We start from the raw sequence: 15,816 nt of genomic DNA on the forward strand, positions 1-15,816 counted from the left end.
ACTTCTTGATATGTTCGCCGGATTATGTCTGTAATTGCCGCCAACTTGCAAGCCATCAACCGGCGCATCGCGGCAGCCGCACAACAGGCCGGGCGACCGGCCGGTGAAGTCGCGCTTCTGGCGGTTTCCAAGACCTTCCCCGCCGCCGACGTACGGGCTGCCTTCGATGCGGGCCAGCGCGCCTTTGGCGAGAACTACGTGCAGGAAGGCGTGGACAAGATCGCCCGGCTTGCCGACCTGCGCGGCGAGTTGTGCTGGCATTTCATCGGCCCCCTGCAAAGCAACAAGACACGTGCCGTGGCCGAGCATTTCGACTGGGTCCACGCCATCGACCGCCTGCGCATCGCCGAGCGCCTGTCGGCGCAGCGGCCCGCCGGCAAGGCGCCGCTGCAAGTTTGCCTGCAGGTCAATATCAGCGGAGAAGCCAGCAAGAGCGGCGTGACGCCCGCCGAAGTGCCGGCGCTGGCGCGCGCCGTGGCGGCACTGCCCGGCCTGCGGCTGCGCGGCCTGATGGCGATTCCCGAAGCCGTTGCCGATCCGGCGGCCCAGCGCCGGCCATTCGCCGCGCTGCGCGCGCTGCTCGACGCCCTGCGCGCGGACGGGCTTGAGGTCGACACCTTATCGATGGGCATGTCTGCCGACATGGACGCCGCCATTGCCGAGGGCGCCACCCTGGTGCGCATCGGCACCGCCATTTTCGGTGCGCGCGGCTATGCCGCCGCGCCCACATCCGATGCCGTCGAGACGGACCCTGCTGCGACAACGCCCGCAGCGCCCATTACGCACGGCTAGAACGCCGGCGTCACTTCTTCCCAGAACACTCCCTGCAAGAGACACCCATGCTCAACACCCTCACCTTTGGCTTCCTTGGCGGCGGCAATATGGCCACCGCCCTGATCGGCGGCCTGGTCGCCCGGGGCGTGCCGGCCACTTCGATCCGCGTGGTCGATCCTTTCGAGGAAGCCCAGGCGCGCCTGCGGCGCGACCTGGGGGTGCATGCCGCAGGCGCGCCAGATGCGGCCTTCGGCGCCAGCGATGTGCTCGTGCTGGCGGTCAAGCCGCAGCAGTTCCGCGATGCGGCGGCATCGTTGCTGCCGTACCTGGGCGACAACCTGATCGTCAGCGTGGCGGCTGGCATCCGCCTGGCCGATATGCAGCGCTGGTTTGGCGGCCGCACCCGCCTGGTGCGCGCCATGCCGAACACGCCGGCGCTGGCCGGCATGGGCATGACCGGCCTGGCCGCCGTGCCCGGCCTGGCGCAGCAGGACCGCGAGATTGCCGGCGCGCTGGCTGAAGCCGTGGGCAAATGCGAGTGGGTGGAAGGCGACGCGCAGATCGACGCGGTCACCGCCATCTCCGGCAGCGGCCCGGCCTATGTCTTCTATTTCATCGAAGCGATGGAAAAAGCAGCATCAGAACTCGGCCTCACCGCCAGCCAGGGACGCGCGCTGGCGGTGGAAACCTTCCGCGGCGCGGCGGTGCTGGCGGCGCAGTCTGAGGAGCCTGTCAGCCTGTTGCGCGAGCGCGTGACGTCCAAGGGCGGTACGACATATGCGGCGCTCACCGCGATGCAAACCGCCGGCATCGGCGAGGCTTTCGTCAAAGCGATGCATGCAGCCGCGGCGCGGGCTACGGAGATGGGGGCGGAGTTCGGGAAGGACTGAGGTTTTTTCAGGCACGACGGCATAGGGAGCGCCCGCCCTCTCCCCCGGCGCTCCCCGCTCAGGACGCTAGCCCCAACTTTGAGTTCACTGCGAACGTAAGGTGTTGATTCCACGCAGTTATGCGAGTGCGTAGCGAGGGCTTGCTGGGTACAGGTGCTACAGAAGGGCTGCCGGGCTGATACCGAGGAGGCGGAAGGCGCGGTCCTGAATGGGCGTTGGCCGAGTGGTCATGATGATCTTGGCCTCCGGATTCAGCGGCGTGTGGCAGATGTTGTAGGTGAGCGTGGCCAGATCACCGAGCAACGTGCGCAAGCTGTGGACGGGCAGATCATCCTCGGTGCGCTTGGTGGCGTCCTTGGCTTTCGCCTGTTCCGAACGCCGTGCCTTGGCCACGGGCGAGGCACGGGAAGCGCGCGCTAGCTCGATGTATTCATCGTCAAACAGCATCGGCTTCAATTTTTCGCGCATGTGCCATTCGACGTAGTAGGCCAGCATGCACAGAAAGACATGAGCACGCACGCGCTCGGCATTCCAATGGAACACGGGGCGCACGTGCAAGTCCATGGTCTTGAGCGAACGAAACGCTCGCTCGACCGCCGCCAAGCCCTTGTAGGCCGACACGGCCGCCTCGGCTGACAGTTGCGCCGCCGGCAAACTCGTGCGCACCACATACAGGCCATCGAGTGCCGCCTCTTGCTCGATCTGTAGCGTCTTGCGCGCCCAGGCAAAGCTGGTGTCGGTGATGGTCAGCTCGAAGTGCTTGGCCATCTTGAAGCGCTCGATGACCCGGCCCACGCGCAGGGCAATCGCCTCCGTGCCCTTGAGCCGGTTGCGCGCGCGCGTGGTGGCCTCGGCAATCTTGTTGAGCTCCTGTTCGGTGGCCTGCAACAGCGCCTCGCGTTTCCTGGCCCGTTCGTCGGCCAGCAGCGGATTGCGGCACACCACCAGTCGCTCGCCAGGAAACGTTTCGCTGGTGAGCTCGATGAGGTTGCGTTCATCGAACAGCGAGGGCTGAAAGGGGCCTTGTTCGCGGGCGAGTTCAGCAACCTGCGGGGCGTGCAGGCTACTCACCCAGTCCAGTCCTGCCGGGCGCAACAGCGTGTCGATACGGGCTTGCGTCAGCATCCCCCGGTCCCCTACCCAGGCGAGCTTCTCGATGCCGAAACGGTCTTTGAGCTTCTCCACCTGAGACGCCACCGTGCTCGGATCGGCGGTGTTGCCGGCGAAGACTTCGACCGCCACCGGACACCCATGCGGCGTACAGACCAGACCGAACACGATCTGCGGCTCGTGACGCTTGCCATCGCGGCTGTAGCCGTAGGCCGCCAGGTCGCAGCAGCGCCCGGTCAGCCAGGTGGAAGTGAGGTCATAGAGCACCAGGGTGCCACCAGCCAGATGCTGCTTCGCCAGGCGCTTCTCGATGGCTTCCTGGGCCTCTCCCAGCCAGTCCAGCGCGGCGTACAACTCCTCGGGCTCCACATCGCCGATGCCGAGCATGCGCGACAGCGAATGGGCCGCGGTCTCTTGCTGCAGCATGCGGTGCGTGGCCAGCTTGGAGGCGGGCGAAATCAGGCGTGCCACCAGCAGCGCCATGACCAGGGATGGCACGCGGCCCGGCGCCGCCGCGAACCAGTGTTGCGCGCCACAGGCGCGGGCCGTACCGAGCGCGGCGGCCACATGGCCGTGCGGCAGACTGCGCTCGATCACCAGGGCCTCATCGGCCGAGGCCACGGCCGCCCCGCCGCGCAGCAAGACCTTCAAGCCCTCGATCACCTCGGGCGGCAGTGCGGACAAATTCGCCAGGGTGCGTTTCTTGACCTTGTTGCCTTCGCGATAGGACTCGCGCAGCAGGATCGCCGGCGGGGAATTGCGGTTGGGGACGTGTTCGATATACATGAACACCATTATTGGACATATTCAGCAAAAAACAAGGCTAATGTAATGTATTTACATGGGTACATATGCACCCCAAAAAATAGCCGAAACCCAACGGTGGCGCGGGTTCCGGCGAGTTCAGGGACCAAAGTTTGGGCTAGCGCTTGTGGCAAGCCACCTCAACGCAGTGCGTAAGCCACCGCCGTTCCGGCAAACACACAAGCTCCCAGCCAGTTGTTGTGCCGGAACGCAGCGAAGCAGCGCATGCGATCGCGATCGCGAATCAGCGTGTAGTGATAAAGCGCGCATCCCGCCGCGGCTGCCAGCCCGAGCCAGTATGGCCAGCCCAGTCCGAACTGCGCGCCAGCCCAAGCCATCAGCCCAAGAAACACCGCATAGCAAATCATGATGGCGGCCACATCGAAGCGCCCGAACGTGATGGCCGAAGTCCTCATGCCCAGCAGCAGATCGTCATCCCGGTCCACCATGGCATAGGCGGTGTCGTAGGCCACCGCCCAGAACACATTGGCCAGCAGCATCACCCATGCCACGGCGGGCACATGGTCCTGCACCGCGGCGAATGTCATCGGGATGCCGAAGCCGAAGGCAATGCCGAGGTAGGCCTGCGGGATGGCAAAGAAGCGCTTGAAGAACGGATAGGTGCCGGCCAGCACCGCGGCCACCACCGCCAGCCACTTGGTCAGCGCATTGAGCGGCGTGATCAACGCGAAGGCCGCGAGCGCCAGCACCACCGCCACCATCACCGCTTCCCAAGCCGCGATCTTGCCGGCAGTCAACGGCCGTTCCTTGGTCCGCTTCACATGCTTGTCGAAGTCGCGGTCGGCCCAGTCGTTCATCGCGCAACCGGCCGATCGCATCAGGAAGGTACCGACAAAGAAGATCCAGAACAGGTGCCACGCCGGCGGCCCGCCCGTGGCCATCCACAATGCCCACAGCGTGGGCCACAGCAGCAGCAGCGTGCCAATGGGCTTGTCGATGCGCACCAGGCGCGCGTACAGGGCTAAGCGTTCAAACATGGTAGTGGCCCGCGTACCACGGTACGGGGCAAGGCAAGGACGATAAACGAAAAACGCGCCGCGTCCCGGTCAGGGCGCGGCGCGCATGGCCGGCAGCACATCGTGCCGCCGGCGGCGTCGAATCAGGCCATCAGGCCAGCATCGAGCGCAGCATCCACGCAGTCTTTTCGTGCGTCTGCATGCGCTGGGTCAGCAGGTCGGCCGAGGGTTCGTCGCCTGCTGCATCGATCACCGGGAACAGCGAGCGCGCGGTGCGCACCACGGCTTCCTGGCCTTCGACCAGCTTGCGGATCATCTCGGTGGCTTCGGGCACGCCCTCTTCCTCGGGGATCGACGACAGGCGGGCGTATTCCTTGTAGGTGCCCGGTGCCGGGTAGCCCAGCGCGCGGATACGCTCCGCGATGGAGTCCACGGCCAACGCCAGTTCGGTGTACTGCGTCTCGAACATCAGGTGCAGCGTGTTGAACATCGGACCCGTCACGTTCCAGTGAAAGTTATGGGTCTTGAGATAAAGCGTGTAGGTATCCGCCAGCAACTTGGACAGGCCTTCCGCGATCTTCTTGCGCTCTTTGTCGGGAATGCCGATATTCACGCTCATCTCATTCTTCTTTGCCATGATAGGTACGCTCCAGTCTGGGGGTGGCCACAGTGACTGCCGCGCCTGGCGACGCGGCACAACCCGCACATTATGGCATCACCCGGTAAAGCCGGACAAACTCGTGGCCGCGTCCAGGAACATCGCGACCGCGCCCAGGGCGATCACCGCCAGCCCGATTTCCGTGCGCCACAGCTTGCGCTGCAGGCGCGCCGCGTCGCCGCCACGGGAGCCGTCGCCAGCGTCATGCTGCACTTGCTGCAAATGCTGCAACTCACCGATGAACATTCTGAACATAGCCATGATGCTTCTCCTTGCCTGGTGCATCGGGTGGCGCCGCTGGCGCGGGACCGCCCGATGCCCCTACTGCCTTACTTCAGGTTGAGGGCGCGCCTGACGCCTTCGCCGTAGGCCGGATCGGCCTTGGCGAAGTGCTCCAGTTGCACCCGCACGATCTCTTCCGGCACCCCTTGCATGGCTGCCGCGATGTTCGAGAACAGTTGCTGGCGCTGACCGTCATTGAACAGGCGGAACAGCGCGCCCGGCTGGCTGTAATAGTCGGTGTCCACACGGTGGTCCCAACGGTCCGCCGCGCCATCCACGGCCAGCGGCGGCTCGGCGGCGCGCTCGCTCGCGGCGTAGGCGCCCTCGCGGTTGGGCTCGTAGTTGAGCTTGCCGCCCTGGTTGCCATCCACGCGCATCGCGCCGTCGCGGTGGAACGTATTGTGGAACGGGCACTTGGGCGCGTTCACCGGAATCTGGTTGTGGTTCACGCCCAGGCGATAGCGCTGCGCGTCGCCATACGAGAACAGCCGGCCCTGCAGCATCTTGTCGGGCGAGAAACCGATGCCCGGCACCACATTGGACGGGTTCATCGCCACCTGCTCCACTTCGGCGAAGTAGTTGTCAGGGTTGCGGTTAAGCTCCAGCACGCCGACGTCGATCAGCGGATAGTCCTTGTGCGGCCACACCTTGGTCAGGTCGAACGGGTTGATGTGGTACCTGGCCGCATCGGCTTCGGGCATGACCTGCATGCGCACATTCCAGCGCGGGAAGTTCCCCTTTTCGATGTTCTCGAACAGGTCGCGCTGCGCGCTTTCGCGATCGCCCGCCACCACCTTGGCGGCTTCCTCGTTGGTCCAGTTGGCAATGCCCTGCTGTGACTTGAAATGGAATTTCACCCAGAAGCGTTCGTTGGCTGCATTGAGAAACGAAAAGGTATGCGAGCCAAAGCCATGGATCTGGCGATAGTTCTGCGGCAGGCCACGGTCGCTCATCAGGATGGTGACCTGGTGCAGCGATTCAGGATGGCGCGACCAGAAGTCCCACACCGCGATGGGGTCGCGCAGGTTGGTGCGCGGATTACGTTTCTGCGTGTGGATGAAATCGGGGAATTTCAGCGGATCGCGCACGAAGAACACCGGCGTGTTGTTGCCAACCACGTCCCAGTTGCCTTCGTCCGTGTAGAACTTGACCGAGAAACCGCGCACGTCGCGCTCGGCATCGGCCGCGCCGCGCTCGCCCGCCACGGTGGAAAAACGGATGAAGATCGGCGTCTGCTTGCCGACGCTGCCGAACACCGATGCCTTGGTGAAGCGCGCGATGTCATGCGTCACGGTAAAGGTGCCGTGGGCGCCTGAACCCTTGGCGTGCACGCGCCGCTCGGGAATCACCTCGCGGTCGAAGTGGGCGAGCTTTTCCAGGAACCACACGTCCTGAAGCAGCATCGGACCGCGCGGGCCGGCGGTCAGCGAGTTCTGGTTGTCGGCAACCGGGGCGCCGGCGGCGGTGGTGAGAGTGTCCTTGTCCTTGCTCATCTTGATCTCTTTTCGTGGGGTGAATCGGGAGTTGGGCTGGGGCGGCGCCGGGAACCACCGGGTTGTTTCAATACACCGTGGCGTAACTGGCAAGACAGTCGGCCACACAGCTCGCCAGCGCGCCCAGGATGTCTCCCGCGGCGACAGGGCTGACTGGGTTGGGATCCGTGCTGGTCATGTACGACTCCTTGTGGGCAACCGCGCGCAGTGCGTCGATGCAGGAAGTGTACCGATTAGCTATCAAGTTAGAAATTCGATTATTTCTAACTATGGAATAGAGCATGCCTATTTCCCGCCCGCGCCAGCATGGCACACGGCAAAGGCACGGTGAAGTTACAAAAATCGACGGCGGGAAAAAACAGAGGTGGGCGTAGATGGGCAATGACGCTGCCAGCGACTGCGCGCTGGCAGCATGGCGCTACGGATCCCCGGCGCGAGGACCGGCAGCCAGCGGAGCGGGTCAGGCCGCCTTGGCCAGTTCCTTGGCAGCCAGCATGCTGACCCCGGCCAGGTCGCAGGCGGCCACCGCGCGGCGCAGCGCTTCCATGGCGGGCAGCCGGGTAAAGCTCTTGCGCCAGGCCAGGACCACGCGCCGGTCGGGCACCGGGTCGGTGAAGGGCACGTAAGCCAACAGGTCGTTCTTGCCGGGCTTGAGATCCGGCACCGACGTGCGCGGCAGCACCGTGATGCCAACGCCACTTGCCACCATATGCCGGATGGTTTCCAGCGAGGAACCTTCAAAGGTCTTCTGGATGCCGTCGGCCGCCTGGGAGAAGCGCGACAGCTCGGGGCACACGCCCAGCACCTGGTCACGGAAGCAGTGCCCGCTGCCCAGGAGCAGCATGGTCTGCTGCTTCAGTTCGTCGGGGTCAACATGGCTGGCGTTTTCCAGATGGTGACCGCGCGGCACCGCTACCACGAAGGGCTCGTCGTACAGCGGCTGCACGGTCAGGCCGGAATCGGCGAAGGGTTCGGCCATGATGGCGCAGTCGATCTCGCCTTGCTTGAGCAACTCGATCAGCTTGACCGTGTAGTTCTCCTGCAGCATCAGCGGCATCTGCGGCACGGTCTGGATCATTTCCTTGACCAGCGCGGGCAGCAGGTAGGGTCCGATGGTGTAGATCACGCCGAGGCGCAACGGCCCGGCCAGCGGGTCCTTGCCCTGCTTGGCGATCTCGCGGATGGCCATGGTCTGCTCCAGCACGCGCTGGGCCTGCGCCACGATCTGCTCACCGATCGGCGTCACCGAGACCTCGGAAGTGCCTCGCTCGAAGATTTGCACATTGAGTTCGTCTTCCAGCTTCTTGATGGCCACCGACAACGTCGGCTGCGACACGAAGCAGGCTTCGGCCGCCCGGCCGAAATGGCGCTCGCGCGCCACGGCGACGATGTACTTGAGTTCGGTGAGCGTCATGACTTATCAATTTTCATTAGGCGATAGATTTTACCTTCGATTCAGGGTTCTGTCAGAGATGAACGACAATGCGGCGCAGGCGATACTTGCCGCCGTGCGGCCATGCGAAGCATGCTGCTCTTTGCCTCAGGCCTTCAGGAAATGCTCCCTGCCGCCCAGCCAGCGCAGCAGGTGTGCCTCCACCGCCTCCGGATAGCGGGTCAGCATCAGTTCCGCCGCGTCCTGGGCATAGTCGACCAGCCAGGCGTCGGTATTGAGATCGGCGAAGCGCAGCATCGCCTCGCCGGACTGGCGCGCGCCGAGGAACTCGCCGGGGCCGCGTATCTGCAGGTCGCGCCTGGCAATCTCGAAGCCGTCGGTGGTCTCCCGCATGGTCGCCAGGCGCTCGCGCCCGGTGGGCGACAGTGGCGCCTGGTACATCAGCAGGCAGACCGATTCCGCGCTGCCCCGCCCCACCCTGCCGCGCAACTGGTGCAGCTGCGCCAGGCCGAAACGCTCGGCGTGCTCGATCACCATCAGCGAGGCGTTGGGCACGTCCACCCCCACCTCGATCACGGTGGTGGCTACCAGCACCTGCAGGCGGTTGGCCGTGAAGTCTTCCATCACGGCAGCCTTTTCCGCCGGCGGCAGGCGCCCGTGCACCAGACCTACCTTGAGCTCCGGCAAGGCGGCGACCAGGGTCTCGTAGGTTTCCACGGCGGTCTGCAACTGCAGAGCCTCGCTCTCTTCAATCAGCGGGCACACCCAGTAGACCTGCCGGCCATCGGCGGCGGCATGGTGCACGCGCTCGATCACCTCGTCGCGGCGCGCGTCGTTGACCAGCCGCGTCACCACCGGGGTGCGACCGGGCGGCAGCTCGTCGATCACCGAGACGTCGAGATCGGCGTAGTAGGTCATTGCCAGTGTGCGCGGGATCGGCGTGGCCGACATCATCAGCTGATGCGGCACGGCCTCGGCGGCTTTGCCAGCACCCTTTCCGGCCTTGTCCGGCGGTGCGGCCGCACCGGGCTCCGCCTTGCCGCGCAGCGCCAGGCGCTGGGCCACGCCGAAGCGATGCTGCTCATCCACCACCGACAAACCCAGGCGCGCAAACTTGACGCTGTCCTGGATCAGCGCGTGGGTGCCAATGGCCAGTTTGGCTTCGCCGGACTCGACCTGTGCCGCCGCCTCGCGCTTGGCGCGCGCCTTCAGGCTGCCGGCCAGCCACACCACGGTCACGCCAAGCGGCTCCAGCCACGCGGAAAGCTTGCGGTAGTGCTGCTCGGCCAGGATTTCAGTGGGCGCCATCAGCGCGGCCTGGTAGCCGGCGTCGATGGCCTGGCAGGCCGCCAGCGCCGCGACAATGGTCTTGCCGCTGCCGACATCGCCCTGCAGGAGCCGGTGCATCGGATGGGGCGCGCCCATGTCCCCGGCGATTTCCTCCACCACGCGCTGCTGGGCGCCGGTCAGCTTGAATGGCAGCGCCCCCAGGAAGGCCGTCAGCAGGCCGCCGGCGCGGCGCGGCATGGGCGGCGCGCTCTTGTCGCGCCGCGCCGCCTGGGAGCGCTTGAGCGAGAGTTGCTGCGCCAGCAGTTCGTCAAACTTGATGCGCTGCCAGGCCGGGTGCGAGCGCTCGATCAGCGCGGCTTCATCGACATCCTGCGGTGGCGAGTGCAGCAGGCGCAGGCTATCCGGCAAAGGCTGCAGCTTGAGCTGCGCGAGCGGGCCTTTCAGGACCGGCAATGGCAGGGTCTCGGGCAGCGGCGTGCGCGAAAGCGCCCCGCCGATGGCCTTGCGCAAGTAGGTCTGCGGAATGCCCGCGGTACTCGGGTACACCGGCGTCAATCTATCGGGCAGCGCCTCGCCTGGCGTCACCGGGCGCACGGTGGGATGGACCATCTCCGCGCCGAAGAAGCCACCGCCGCGCAGCTCGCCACGCACGCGCAGGCAGGTGCCTTCGGCCATCTGCTGGGCCTGGCTGCCGTAGAAATTCAGAAAGCGCAGTGTCAGCTCGCCGGTATCGTCGGCGATCTTGACCACCAGCTGGCGGCGCGGGCGGAAGCTCACCTCATTGGAAGTGACCACGCCCTCGACCTGCACCGCCAGGCCCAGGCCCGCGCGGTGGATGGCATCGGCGATCGGCAGCAGCGTGGTCTCGTCCTCATAGCGCATCGGTAGGTGCAGCACCATGTCGACGTCGCGCTTGAGGCCAAGCTTGTGCAAGCGCGCCATGGCCGAGGACGGCTTGCCGGCGGCACCTTTGGCGGCCCCCGGCCCCTTGCCCGGCCGGCCGGCCTTGTCCCCGGCGGGCGCCGCGGGCAGGCTGTCGGTGGTTTCCGGGATCGGGTCTGGAGCGGTTCCTGGCATCGGGCGGCGTGGCTACGGATTCGGGTCGGGGTTCATGCCTGGCGGCAAGGGAGGGTTGGCGCAAATAGGCGATATCATGCGCGCCCGGGCGGCCGCGCCGCCCCAAGCCTTACAATATCGGATTCGCCGATTGTACCTATGCCGGCCGCGCCACCGCGCGGCCAGTGGCCGTTTTTGCCCCCATGATGCTGACGCTGTCCGACTTCGACTTTGAACTGCCGCCCGAACTGATCGCCCAGACCGCCTTGCCGGAGCGCGGCGCAAGCCGGCTGCTGGTGGTGGATACGGACGCGCGGGACGGCACCACCCACCTGGCCGACCGCACGTTCGCCGATATCGTCGGCTACTTGCGTCCGAACGACCTGCTGGTATTCAACGACACGCGCGTCATCAAGGCGCGCTTCTTCGGCCACAAGGGCAGCGGTGGCAAGATCGAGGTGCTGGTCGAGCGGGTGCTGGACAGCCATACCGTGCTGGCCCAGGTGCGCGCCTCCAAGACGCCGCCCGAGGGCAGCAAGCTGCGCCTGGTGGATGCCTTCGACGTCACCGTGGGCCCGCGCGTGGACCAGTTTTTCACGCTCACCTTCCCCGAGCCGGCGCTGGACCTGATCGAGCGCCACGGCCGCCTGCCGCTGCCGCCTTATATCACCCACGACCCGGACGCCTTCGACGAGACCCGTTACCAGACCGTCTATGCCCGCGCCCCCGGCGCGGTGGCGGCCCCCACCGCCGGCCTGCATTTCGACGAGGCGCTGTTCGCCCGGCTCGATGCGCTGGGCGTGCGCCGCGGCTTCCTGACCCTGCACGTGGGCGCCGGCACCTTCCAGCCGGTGCGTACCGAGAACCTTGCCGAACACAAGATGCACGCCGAGTGGTATGAGGTGTCCGAGGCACTGGCCCAGGCCGTGCGCGACACGCGCGCCGCTGGCGGCCGCGTGATCGCGGTCGGCACCACCTCGCTGCGCGCGCTGGAATCCGCCGGCGCTGCCGATGGCACGCTGGCCCCCGGGCGCGGGGACACCGATATCTTCATCACGCCCGGCTACCGGTTCCGCGTGGTGGATGCCCTCATCACCAACTTCCACCTGCCCAAGTCGACCTTGCTGATGCTGGTATCGGCGCTGGCCGGGGTGGAGCCCATCCGCGCCGCCTACCGCCATGCGGTGGCGCAGCGCTACCGCTTCTTCAGCTACGGCGACGCCATGCTGCTGACGCGCCAGCCCCAGCCCTGAGCGCGCCGCGCCAGCTCCGTACCGACCGCCCGAACCCGATTCCAGCCATGCTCAACTTCGAATTGCTCACCACCGACGGCAACGCCCGCCGCGGCCGCGTCACCCTCAACCACGGCGTGGTCGAGACCCCGATCTTCATGCCGGTCGGCACCTACGGCTCGGTCAAGGCGATGTCGCCGCTCGAACTGAACGAGATCAATTCGCAGATCATCCTGGGCAACACCTTCCACCTGTGGCTGCGCCCCGGCCTGGAAGTGGTCGAGGCCCACGGCGGCCTGCACCGTTTCATGGGCTGGGACAAGCCGATCCTGACCGATTCGGGCGGCTTCCAGGTGTTTTCGCTGGGCGCGCTGCGCAAGATCACCGAGGATGGCGTGACCTTCGCATCGCCGGTCAACGGCGACAAGCTGTTCCTGTCGCCCGAGATCTCGATGCAGATCCAGCGCACGCTGAACTCCGACATCGTGATGCAGTTCGACGAGTGCACGCCATACGAGATCGAAGGCCGTCCCGCCACCCATGCGGAGGCGGCGACCTCGATGCGCATGAGCTTGCGCTGGGCCAAGCGTTCGATCGACGAATTCAATCGCCTGGCCAACCCCAATGCGCTGTTCGGCATCGTCCAGGGCGGCATGTTCGAAGACCTGCGCGACGAGTCGCTGGCCGGGTTGTCCGAACTGGACTTCCACGGCTATGCCATCGGCGGGCTGTCCGTTGGCGAGCCCAAGGAAGACATGATGCGCGTGCTGGAGCACGTGGCGCCGCGCCTGCCGGCCCACAAGCCCCACTACCTGATGGGCGTGGGCACGCCGGAAGACCTGGTGGCGGGCGTGGCGGCCGGTGTCGACATGTTCGACTGCGTGATGCCGACCCGCAATGCCCGCAACGGCTGGCTGTTCACCCGCTTCGGCGACGTCAAGATCAAGAACGCCGTCCACCGCAACGACACGCGGCCGCTGGACGAGAGCTGCGGCTGCTATACCTGCCGCAACTTCTCGCGCGCCTACCTGCACCACCTGCACCGGGTCGGCGAGATCCTCGGCGCGCGCCTGAATACCATCCACAACCTGCATTACTACCTGCAACTGATGGCCGAAATGCGCGAAGCCATCGAGCAGCACCGCTTCGAAGCCTTCCGCCTGCAGTTTGCCGCCGACCGCGCACGCGGGCCGCAGTAAGCCGCGCCGGCGTGAACTTTCCGCCGGGCGCCGGTCGAATAGCGGTGCCCGGCTGCTGCAAGCGGCGCCCAAGGCGCTCCGAACAAACCCGTAAACCACTGCAATCGCCCTTATCTGGCGTGCAGTGCGGTTGCAAGCGGGTGGTAGAATGTTTGACTAACTGACTGACTTTGTGACGGAGAAGCAACGTGCTGATTTCTAACGCATTTGCCCAGACTGCCGGTGTCACCGGCGGCGCGGCGGGTGGCCTGATGAGTTTCCTGCCTATCATCCTGATGTTCGCGGTGCTGTGGTTCATCATGATCCGCCCGCAGATGAAGCGCCAGAAAGAAGCGAAGGCAATGATGGAAGCCCTGGCCAAGAATGACGAAGTGGTCACCGCCGGCGGTATCCTTGGCCGCGTCACCAAGGTCAACGAGCAATACGTGACCCTCGAAATCGCCGCGGGCACCGAGATTACGGTGCAGAAGAGCGCGGTCACCACGGTGCTGCCCAAGGGCTCGCTGAAGTCGCTCTGAGCACCGCGATAGCGGGTGGATCGTTGCCATATTCCGGCTTTTGTCGATCTCCCGCTCGTTAGCCTGCTTTTTCGCCCTTCCCGGCACGCCTTTAGCGCGCGTGCCCCCGCAGCCGCCTGATCCAGCCCGGGTTATCCGTGGATGCCAGGCGGCTGTTTGCCAACCGGTGCGGTGGTGCCGACCTCCCTGCTGACGGTAACGTCGGCCCCGCCAACCGAAGAACGACTGGCCAAAGATGAATCGTTATCCGCTTTGGAAATACCTCGTGATCCTGGTGGCGCTGGCCATCGGCATCACCTATACGCTGCCGAACTTCTTCGGCGAGGCACCTGCCGTGCAGGTCTCCTCCGCCAAGGCCACGGTCAAGATCGACCTGGCCATGCAGAAGCAGATCGAGCAGATCCTGGCGCAGAACAACCTGCAGCCCGACGGCATGTTCTTCGACCTGAACGGCCAGTCCGGCTCGGTCAAGGCACGTTTCCGCACGCCCGACGAGCAACTCAAGGCCAAGGACATCCTGACCCGCACGCTCAACCCGGACGCCAGTGACGCCACCTACGTGGTCGCGCTCAACCTGCTGTCGGGTTCGCCGCGCTGGCTCACCGCCATGCACGCGCTGCCGATGTACCTGGGGCTGGACCTGCGCGGCGGTGTGCACTTCCTGCTGCAGGTGGACATGAAGGGCGCGGTCGACAAGAAGCTCGACAGCCTGGCCGGCGACGCCCGCACGTTGCTGCGCGACAAGGGCATCCGCCATGGCGGCATCGACCGCGACGGCGAGCGCCTGACGGTGCGCTTCAATAGCGCCGACGACGCCGCCAAGGCGCGTGCCATCCTGGCCGATAGCCTGCGCGAGCTGGCGTTCACCCCGGACGGCAACAACATCACCGGCGTATTCACCGAGGCTGCCCGCAAGGCGGTGCAGGATGCGGCGGTCAAGCAGAACATCACCACCCTGCACAACCGGGTCAACGAGCTCGGCGTGGCCGAGCCGGTGATCCAGCAGCAAGGCGCCGACCGCATCGTGGTACAGCTGCCGGGCGTGCAAGACACTGCCAAGGCCAAGGACATCATCGGACGCACCGCTACGCTGGAAGCCCGCCTGGCGGACCCCGAGGCACCTCGCAACCCGCGTCCGGGCGACCCGATCCCCTTCGGCAGCGAGCTGTTCACACAGGGCAACGGCGCCCCGGTGGTGCTCAAGAAGCAGGTCATCTTCACCGGCGACCGCATTGAAAGCGCCTCGGCCGGCTTCGACCAGAACCAGCGCCCCTCCGTCAACATCAAGCTCGACGCCCAGGGCGGCCGCGTGCTGCGCGACGTCTCGCGCGAGAACATCGGCAAGCCGATGGGCATCGTGCTGTTCGAGAAGGGCAAGGGCGAGGTCCTGACTGTCGCGACCATCCAGTCCGAACTCGGCTCCAGCTTCCAGATCACCGGCTCCTACTCCACCGAAGCCGCCAACGACCTGGCCCTGCTGCTGCGCGCCGGCTCGCTGGCCGCGCCGATGGAAATCATCGAGGAACGCACCATCGGCCCGTCGCTGGGCGCGGACAACATCAAGAAGGGCTTTGACTCCGTGGCCTACGGCTTCGGTGCCATCGCCGTCTTCATGATGCTGTACTACATGCTGTTCGGCGTGTTCTCGGTGGCCGCGCTGGCCGTCAACCTGCTGCTGCTGGTAGCGGTGCTGTCGATGCTGCAGGCCACGCTGACGCTGCCCGGCATCGCCGCTATCGCCCTGGTGCTCGGCATGGCCATCGACGCCAACGTGCTGATCAACGAACGTATCCGCGAGGAACTGCGCGCGGGCGCTTCGCCGCAGATGGCAATCTCCGTCGGCTTCGACCGCGCCTGGGCCACCATCCTGGACTCGAACGTGACCACGCTGATCGCCGGCCTGGCGCTGCTGGCCTTCGGCTCCGGCCCGGTGCGCGGCTTCGCCGTGGTGCACTGCCTGGGCATCATGACCTCGATGTTCTCGGCGGTGTTCTTCAACCGCGGCCTGGTCAACCTCTGGTACGGCCGCAAGAAGAAGCTGCAAAGCGTAGCGATCGGCCAGATCTGGAAGCCGGGCTCGGACAGCCAGGGCACCGTCGCCAAGTAAGCATCATGGCTGCCGCGCACGCGACAGCCAACC

At 65.8% G+C, this 15,816-nt stretch carries 13 protein-coding genes; 6 read left to right on the plus strand and 7 right to left on the minus strand.

Annotated features, from left to right (window positions below; all coding sequences use genetic code 11):
- Positions 1–24 precede the first annotated feature (24 nt).
- Positions 25–792, plus strand: a complete 768-nt coding sequence (locus ACZY0R_RS33410) for a YggS family pyridoxal phosphate-dependent enzyme (RefSeq protein WP_488864520.1) — start codon at positions 25–27, stop codon at positions 790–792.
- Between the two features lie 47 nt (positions 793–839).
- The gene (proC, locus tag ACZY0R_RS33415; RefSeq protein WP_488864522.1) at positions 840–1,664 is read left to right on the plus strand and encodes a pyrroline-5-carboxylate reductase; all 825 of its coding nucleotides are present in this window, start codon (positions 840–842) and stop codon (positions 1,662–1,664) included.
- Between the two features lie 156 nt (positions 1,665–1,820).
- On the opposite strand, the gene ACZY0R_RS33420 is transcribed toward proC, so the two are convergent.
- The 7 genes from ACZY0R_RS33420 to recG all read right to left on the minus strand — a co-directional run bounded on the left by ACZY0R_RS33420 (position 1,821) and on the right by recG (position 10,748).
- On the minus strand, positions 1,821–3,560 hold the full coding sequence (locus ACZY0R_RS33420) for an IS1634 family transposase (RefSeq protein ID WP_488864524.1): 1,740 nt from the start codon (positions 3,558–3,560) through the stop codon (positions 1,821–1,823).
- A gap of 158 nt (positions 3,561–3,718) precedes the next feature.
- Positions 3,719–4,576 (minus strand): 4-hydroxybenzoate octaprenyltransferase, encoded by an 858-nt coding sequence (ubiA, locus tag ACZY0R_RS33425; RefSeq protein ID WP_488864526.1) that lies wholly within the window; start codon positions 4,574–4,576, stop codon positions 3,719–3,721.
- A 130-nt stretch (positions 4,577–4,706) separates the two neighbouring features.
- Positions 4,707–5,192 carry a Dps family protein gene (locus tag ACZY0R_RS33430; RefSeq protein WP_488864528.1) on the minus strand — a complete coding sequence of 162 codons (486 nt, stop codon included), beginning with the start codon at positions 5,190–5,192 and terminating at the stop codon, positions 4,707–4,709.
- 78 nt (positions 5,193–5,270) lie between these two features.
- Positions 5,271–5,474, minus strand: a complete 204-nt coding sequence (locus ACZY0R_RS33435) for a hypothetical protein (protein ID WP_488864530.1) — start codon at positions 5,472–5,474, stop codon at positions 5,271–5,273.
- Positions 5,475–5,542: 68 nt separating this feature from the next.
- Entirely contained in the window at positions 5,543–6,988 is a 1,446-nt protein-coding gene (locus ACZY0R_RS33440) for a catalase (protein WP_488864532.1), read from the minus strand.
- A 460-nt stretch (positions 6,989–7,448) separates the two neighbouring features.
- Entirely contained in the window at positions 7,449–8,402 is a 954-nt protein-coding gene (locus ACZY0R_RS33445) for a LysR substrate-binding domain-containing protein (protein ID WP_045237591.1), read from the minus strand.
- 126 nt (positions 8,403–8,528) lie between these two features.
- The gene (gene recG, locus ACZY0R_RS33450; RefSeq protein ID WP_488864534.1) at positions 8,529–10,748 is read right to left on the minus strand and encodes an ATP-dependent DNA helicase RecG; all 2,220 of its coding nucleotides are present in this window, start codon (positions 10,746–10,748) and stop codon (positions 8,529–8,531) included.
- A gap of 185 nt (positions 10,749–10,933) precedes the next feature.
- Here recG and queA point away from each other — a divergent pair, with 185 nt between their 5' ends.
- The 4 genes from queA to secD all read left to right on the plus strand — a co-directional run bounded on the left by queA (position 10,934) and on the right by secD (position 15,783).
- Positions 10,934–11,980, plus strand: a complete 1,047-nt coding sequence (queA, locus tag ACZY0R_RS33455) for a tRNA preQ1(34) S-adenosylmethionine ribosyltransferase-isomerase QueA (RefSeq protein ID WP_488866319.1) — start codon at positions 10,934–10,936, stop codon at positions 11,978–11,980.
- Positions 11,981–12,027: 47 nt separating this feature from the next.
- Positions 12,028–13,158, plus strand: a complete 1,131-nt coding sequence (tgt, locus tag ACZY0R_RS33460) for a tRNA guanosine(34) transglycosylase Tgt (RefSeq protein ID WP_488864536.1) — start codon at positions 12,028–12,030, stop codon at positions 13,156–13,158.
- A gap of 188 nt (positions 13,159–13,346) precedes the next feature.
- Positions 13,347–13,676, plus strand: coding sequence for a preprotein translocase subunit YajC (gene yajC, locus ACZY0R_RS33465; RefSeq protein WP_035867491.1), 330 nt, complete (start codon positions 13,347–13,349; stop codon positions 13,674–13,676).
- Between the two features lie 235 nt (positions 13,677–13,911).
- Positions 13,912–15,783, plus strand: coding sequence for a protein translocase subunit SecD (secD, locus tag ACZY0R_RS33470; RefSeq protein ID WP_045237588.1), 1,872 nt, complete (start codon positions 13,912–13,914; stop codon positions 15,781–15,783).
- Positions 15,784–15,816: the final 33 nt, after the last annotated feature.

The sequence above is a fragment of the Cupriavidus sp. F041 genome (assembly GCF_057814235.1).

Coding starts and splice junctions, on each gene's coding strand:
- ACZY0R_RS33410 (WP_488864520.1), top strand. CDS start 25: ATGTCTGTAATTGCCGCCAACTTGCAAGCCATCAACCGGCGCATCGCG.
- proC (WP_488864522.1), top strand. CDS start 840: ATGCTCAACACCCTCACCTTTGGCTTCCTTGGCGGCGGCAATATGGCC.
- ACZY0R_RS33420 (WP_488864524.1), bottom strand. CDS start 3,560: ATGTATATCGAACACGTCCCCAACCGCAATTCCCCGCCGGCGATCCTG.
- ubiA (WP_488864526.1), bottom strand. CDS start 4,576: ATGTTTGAACGCTTAGCCCTGTACGCGCGCCTGGTGCGCATCGACAAG.
- ACZY0R_RS33430 (WP_488864528.1), bottom strand. CDS start 5,192: ATGGCAAAGAAGAATGAGATGAGCGTGAATATCGGCATTCCCGACAAA.
- ACZY0R_RS33435 (WP_488864530.1), bottom strand. CDS start 5,474: ATGGCTATGTTCAGAATGTTCATCGGTGAGTTGCAGCATTTGCAGCAA.
- ACZY0R_RS33440 (WP_488864532.1), bottom strand. CDS start 6,988: ATGAGCAAGGACAAGGACACTCTCACCACCGCCGCCGGCGCCCCGGTT.
- ACZY0R_RS33445 (WP_045237591.1), bottom strand. CDS start 8,402: ATGACGCTCACCGAACTCAAGTACATCGTCGCCGTGGCGCGCGAGCGC.
- recG (WP_488864534.1), bottom strand. CDS start 10,748: ATGCCAGGAACCGCTCCAGACCCGATCCCGGAAACCACCGACAGCCTG.
- queA (WP_488866319.1), top strand. CDS start 10,934: ATGCTGACGCTGTCCGACTTCGACTTTGAACTGCCGCCCGAACTGATC.
- tgt (WP_488864536.1), top strand. CDS start 12,028: ATGCTCAACTTCGAATTGCTCACCACCGACGGCAACGCCCGCCGCGGC.
- secD (WP_045237588.1), top strand. CDS start 13,912: ATGAATCGTTATCCGCTTTGGAAATACCTCGTGATCCTGGTGGCGCTG.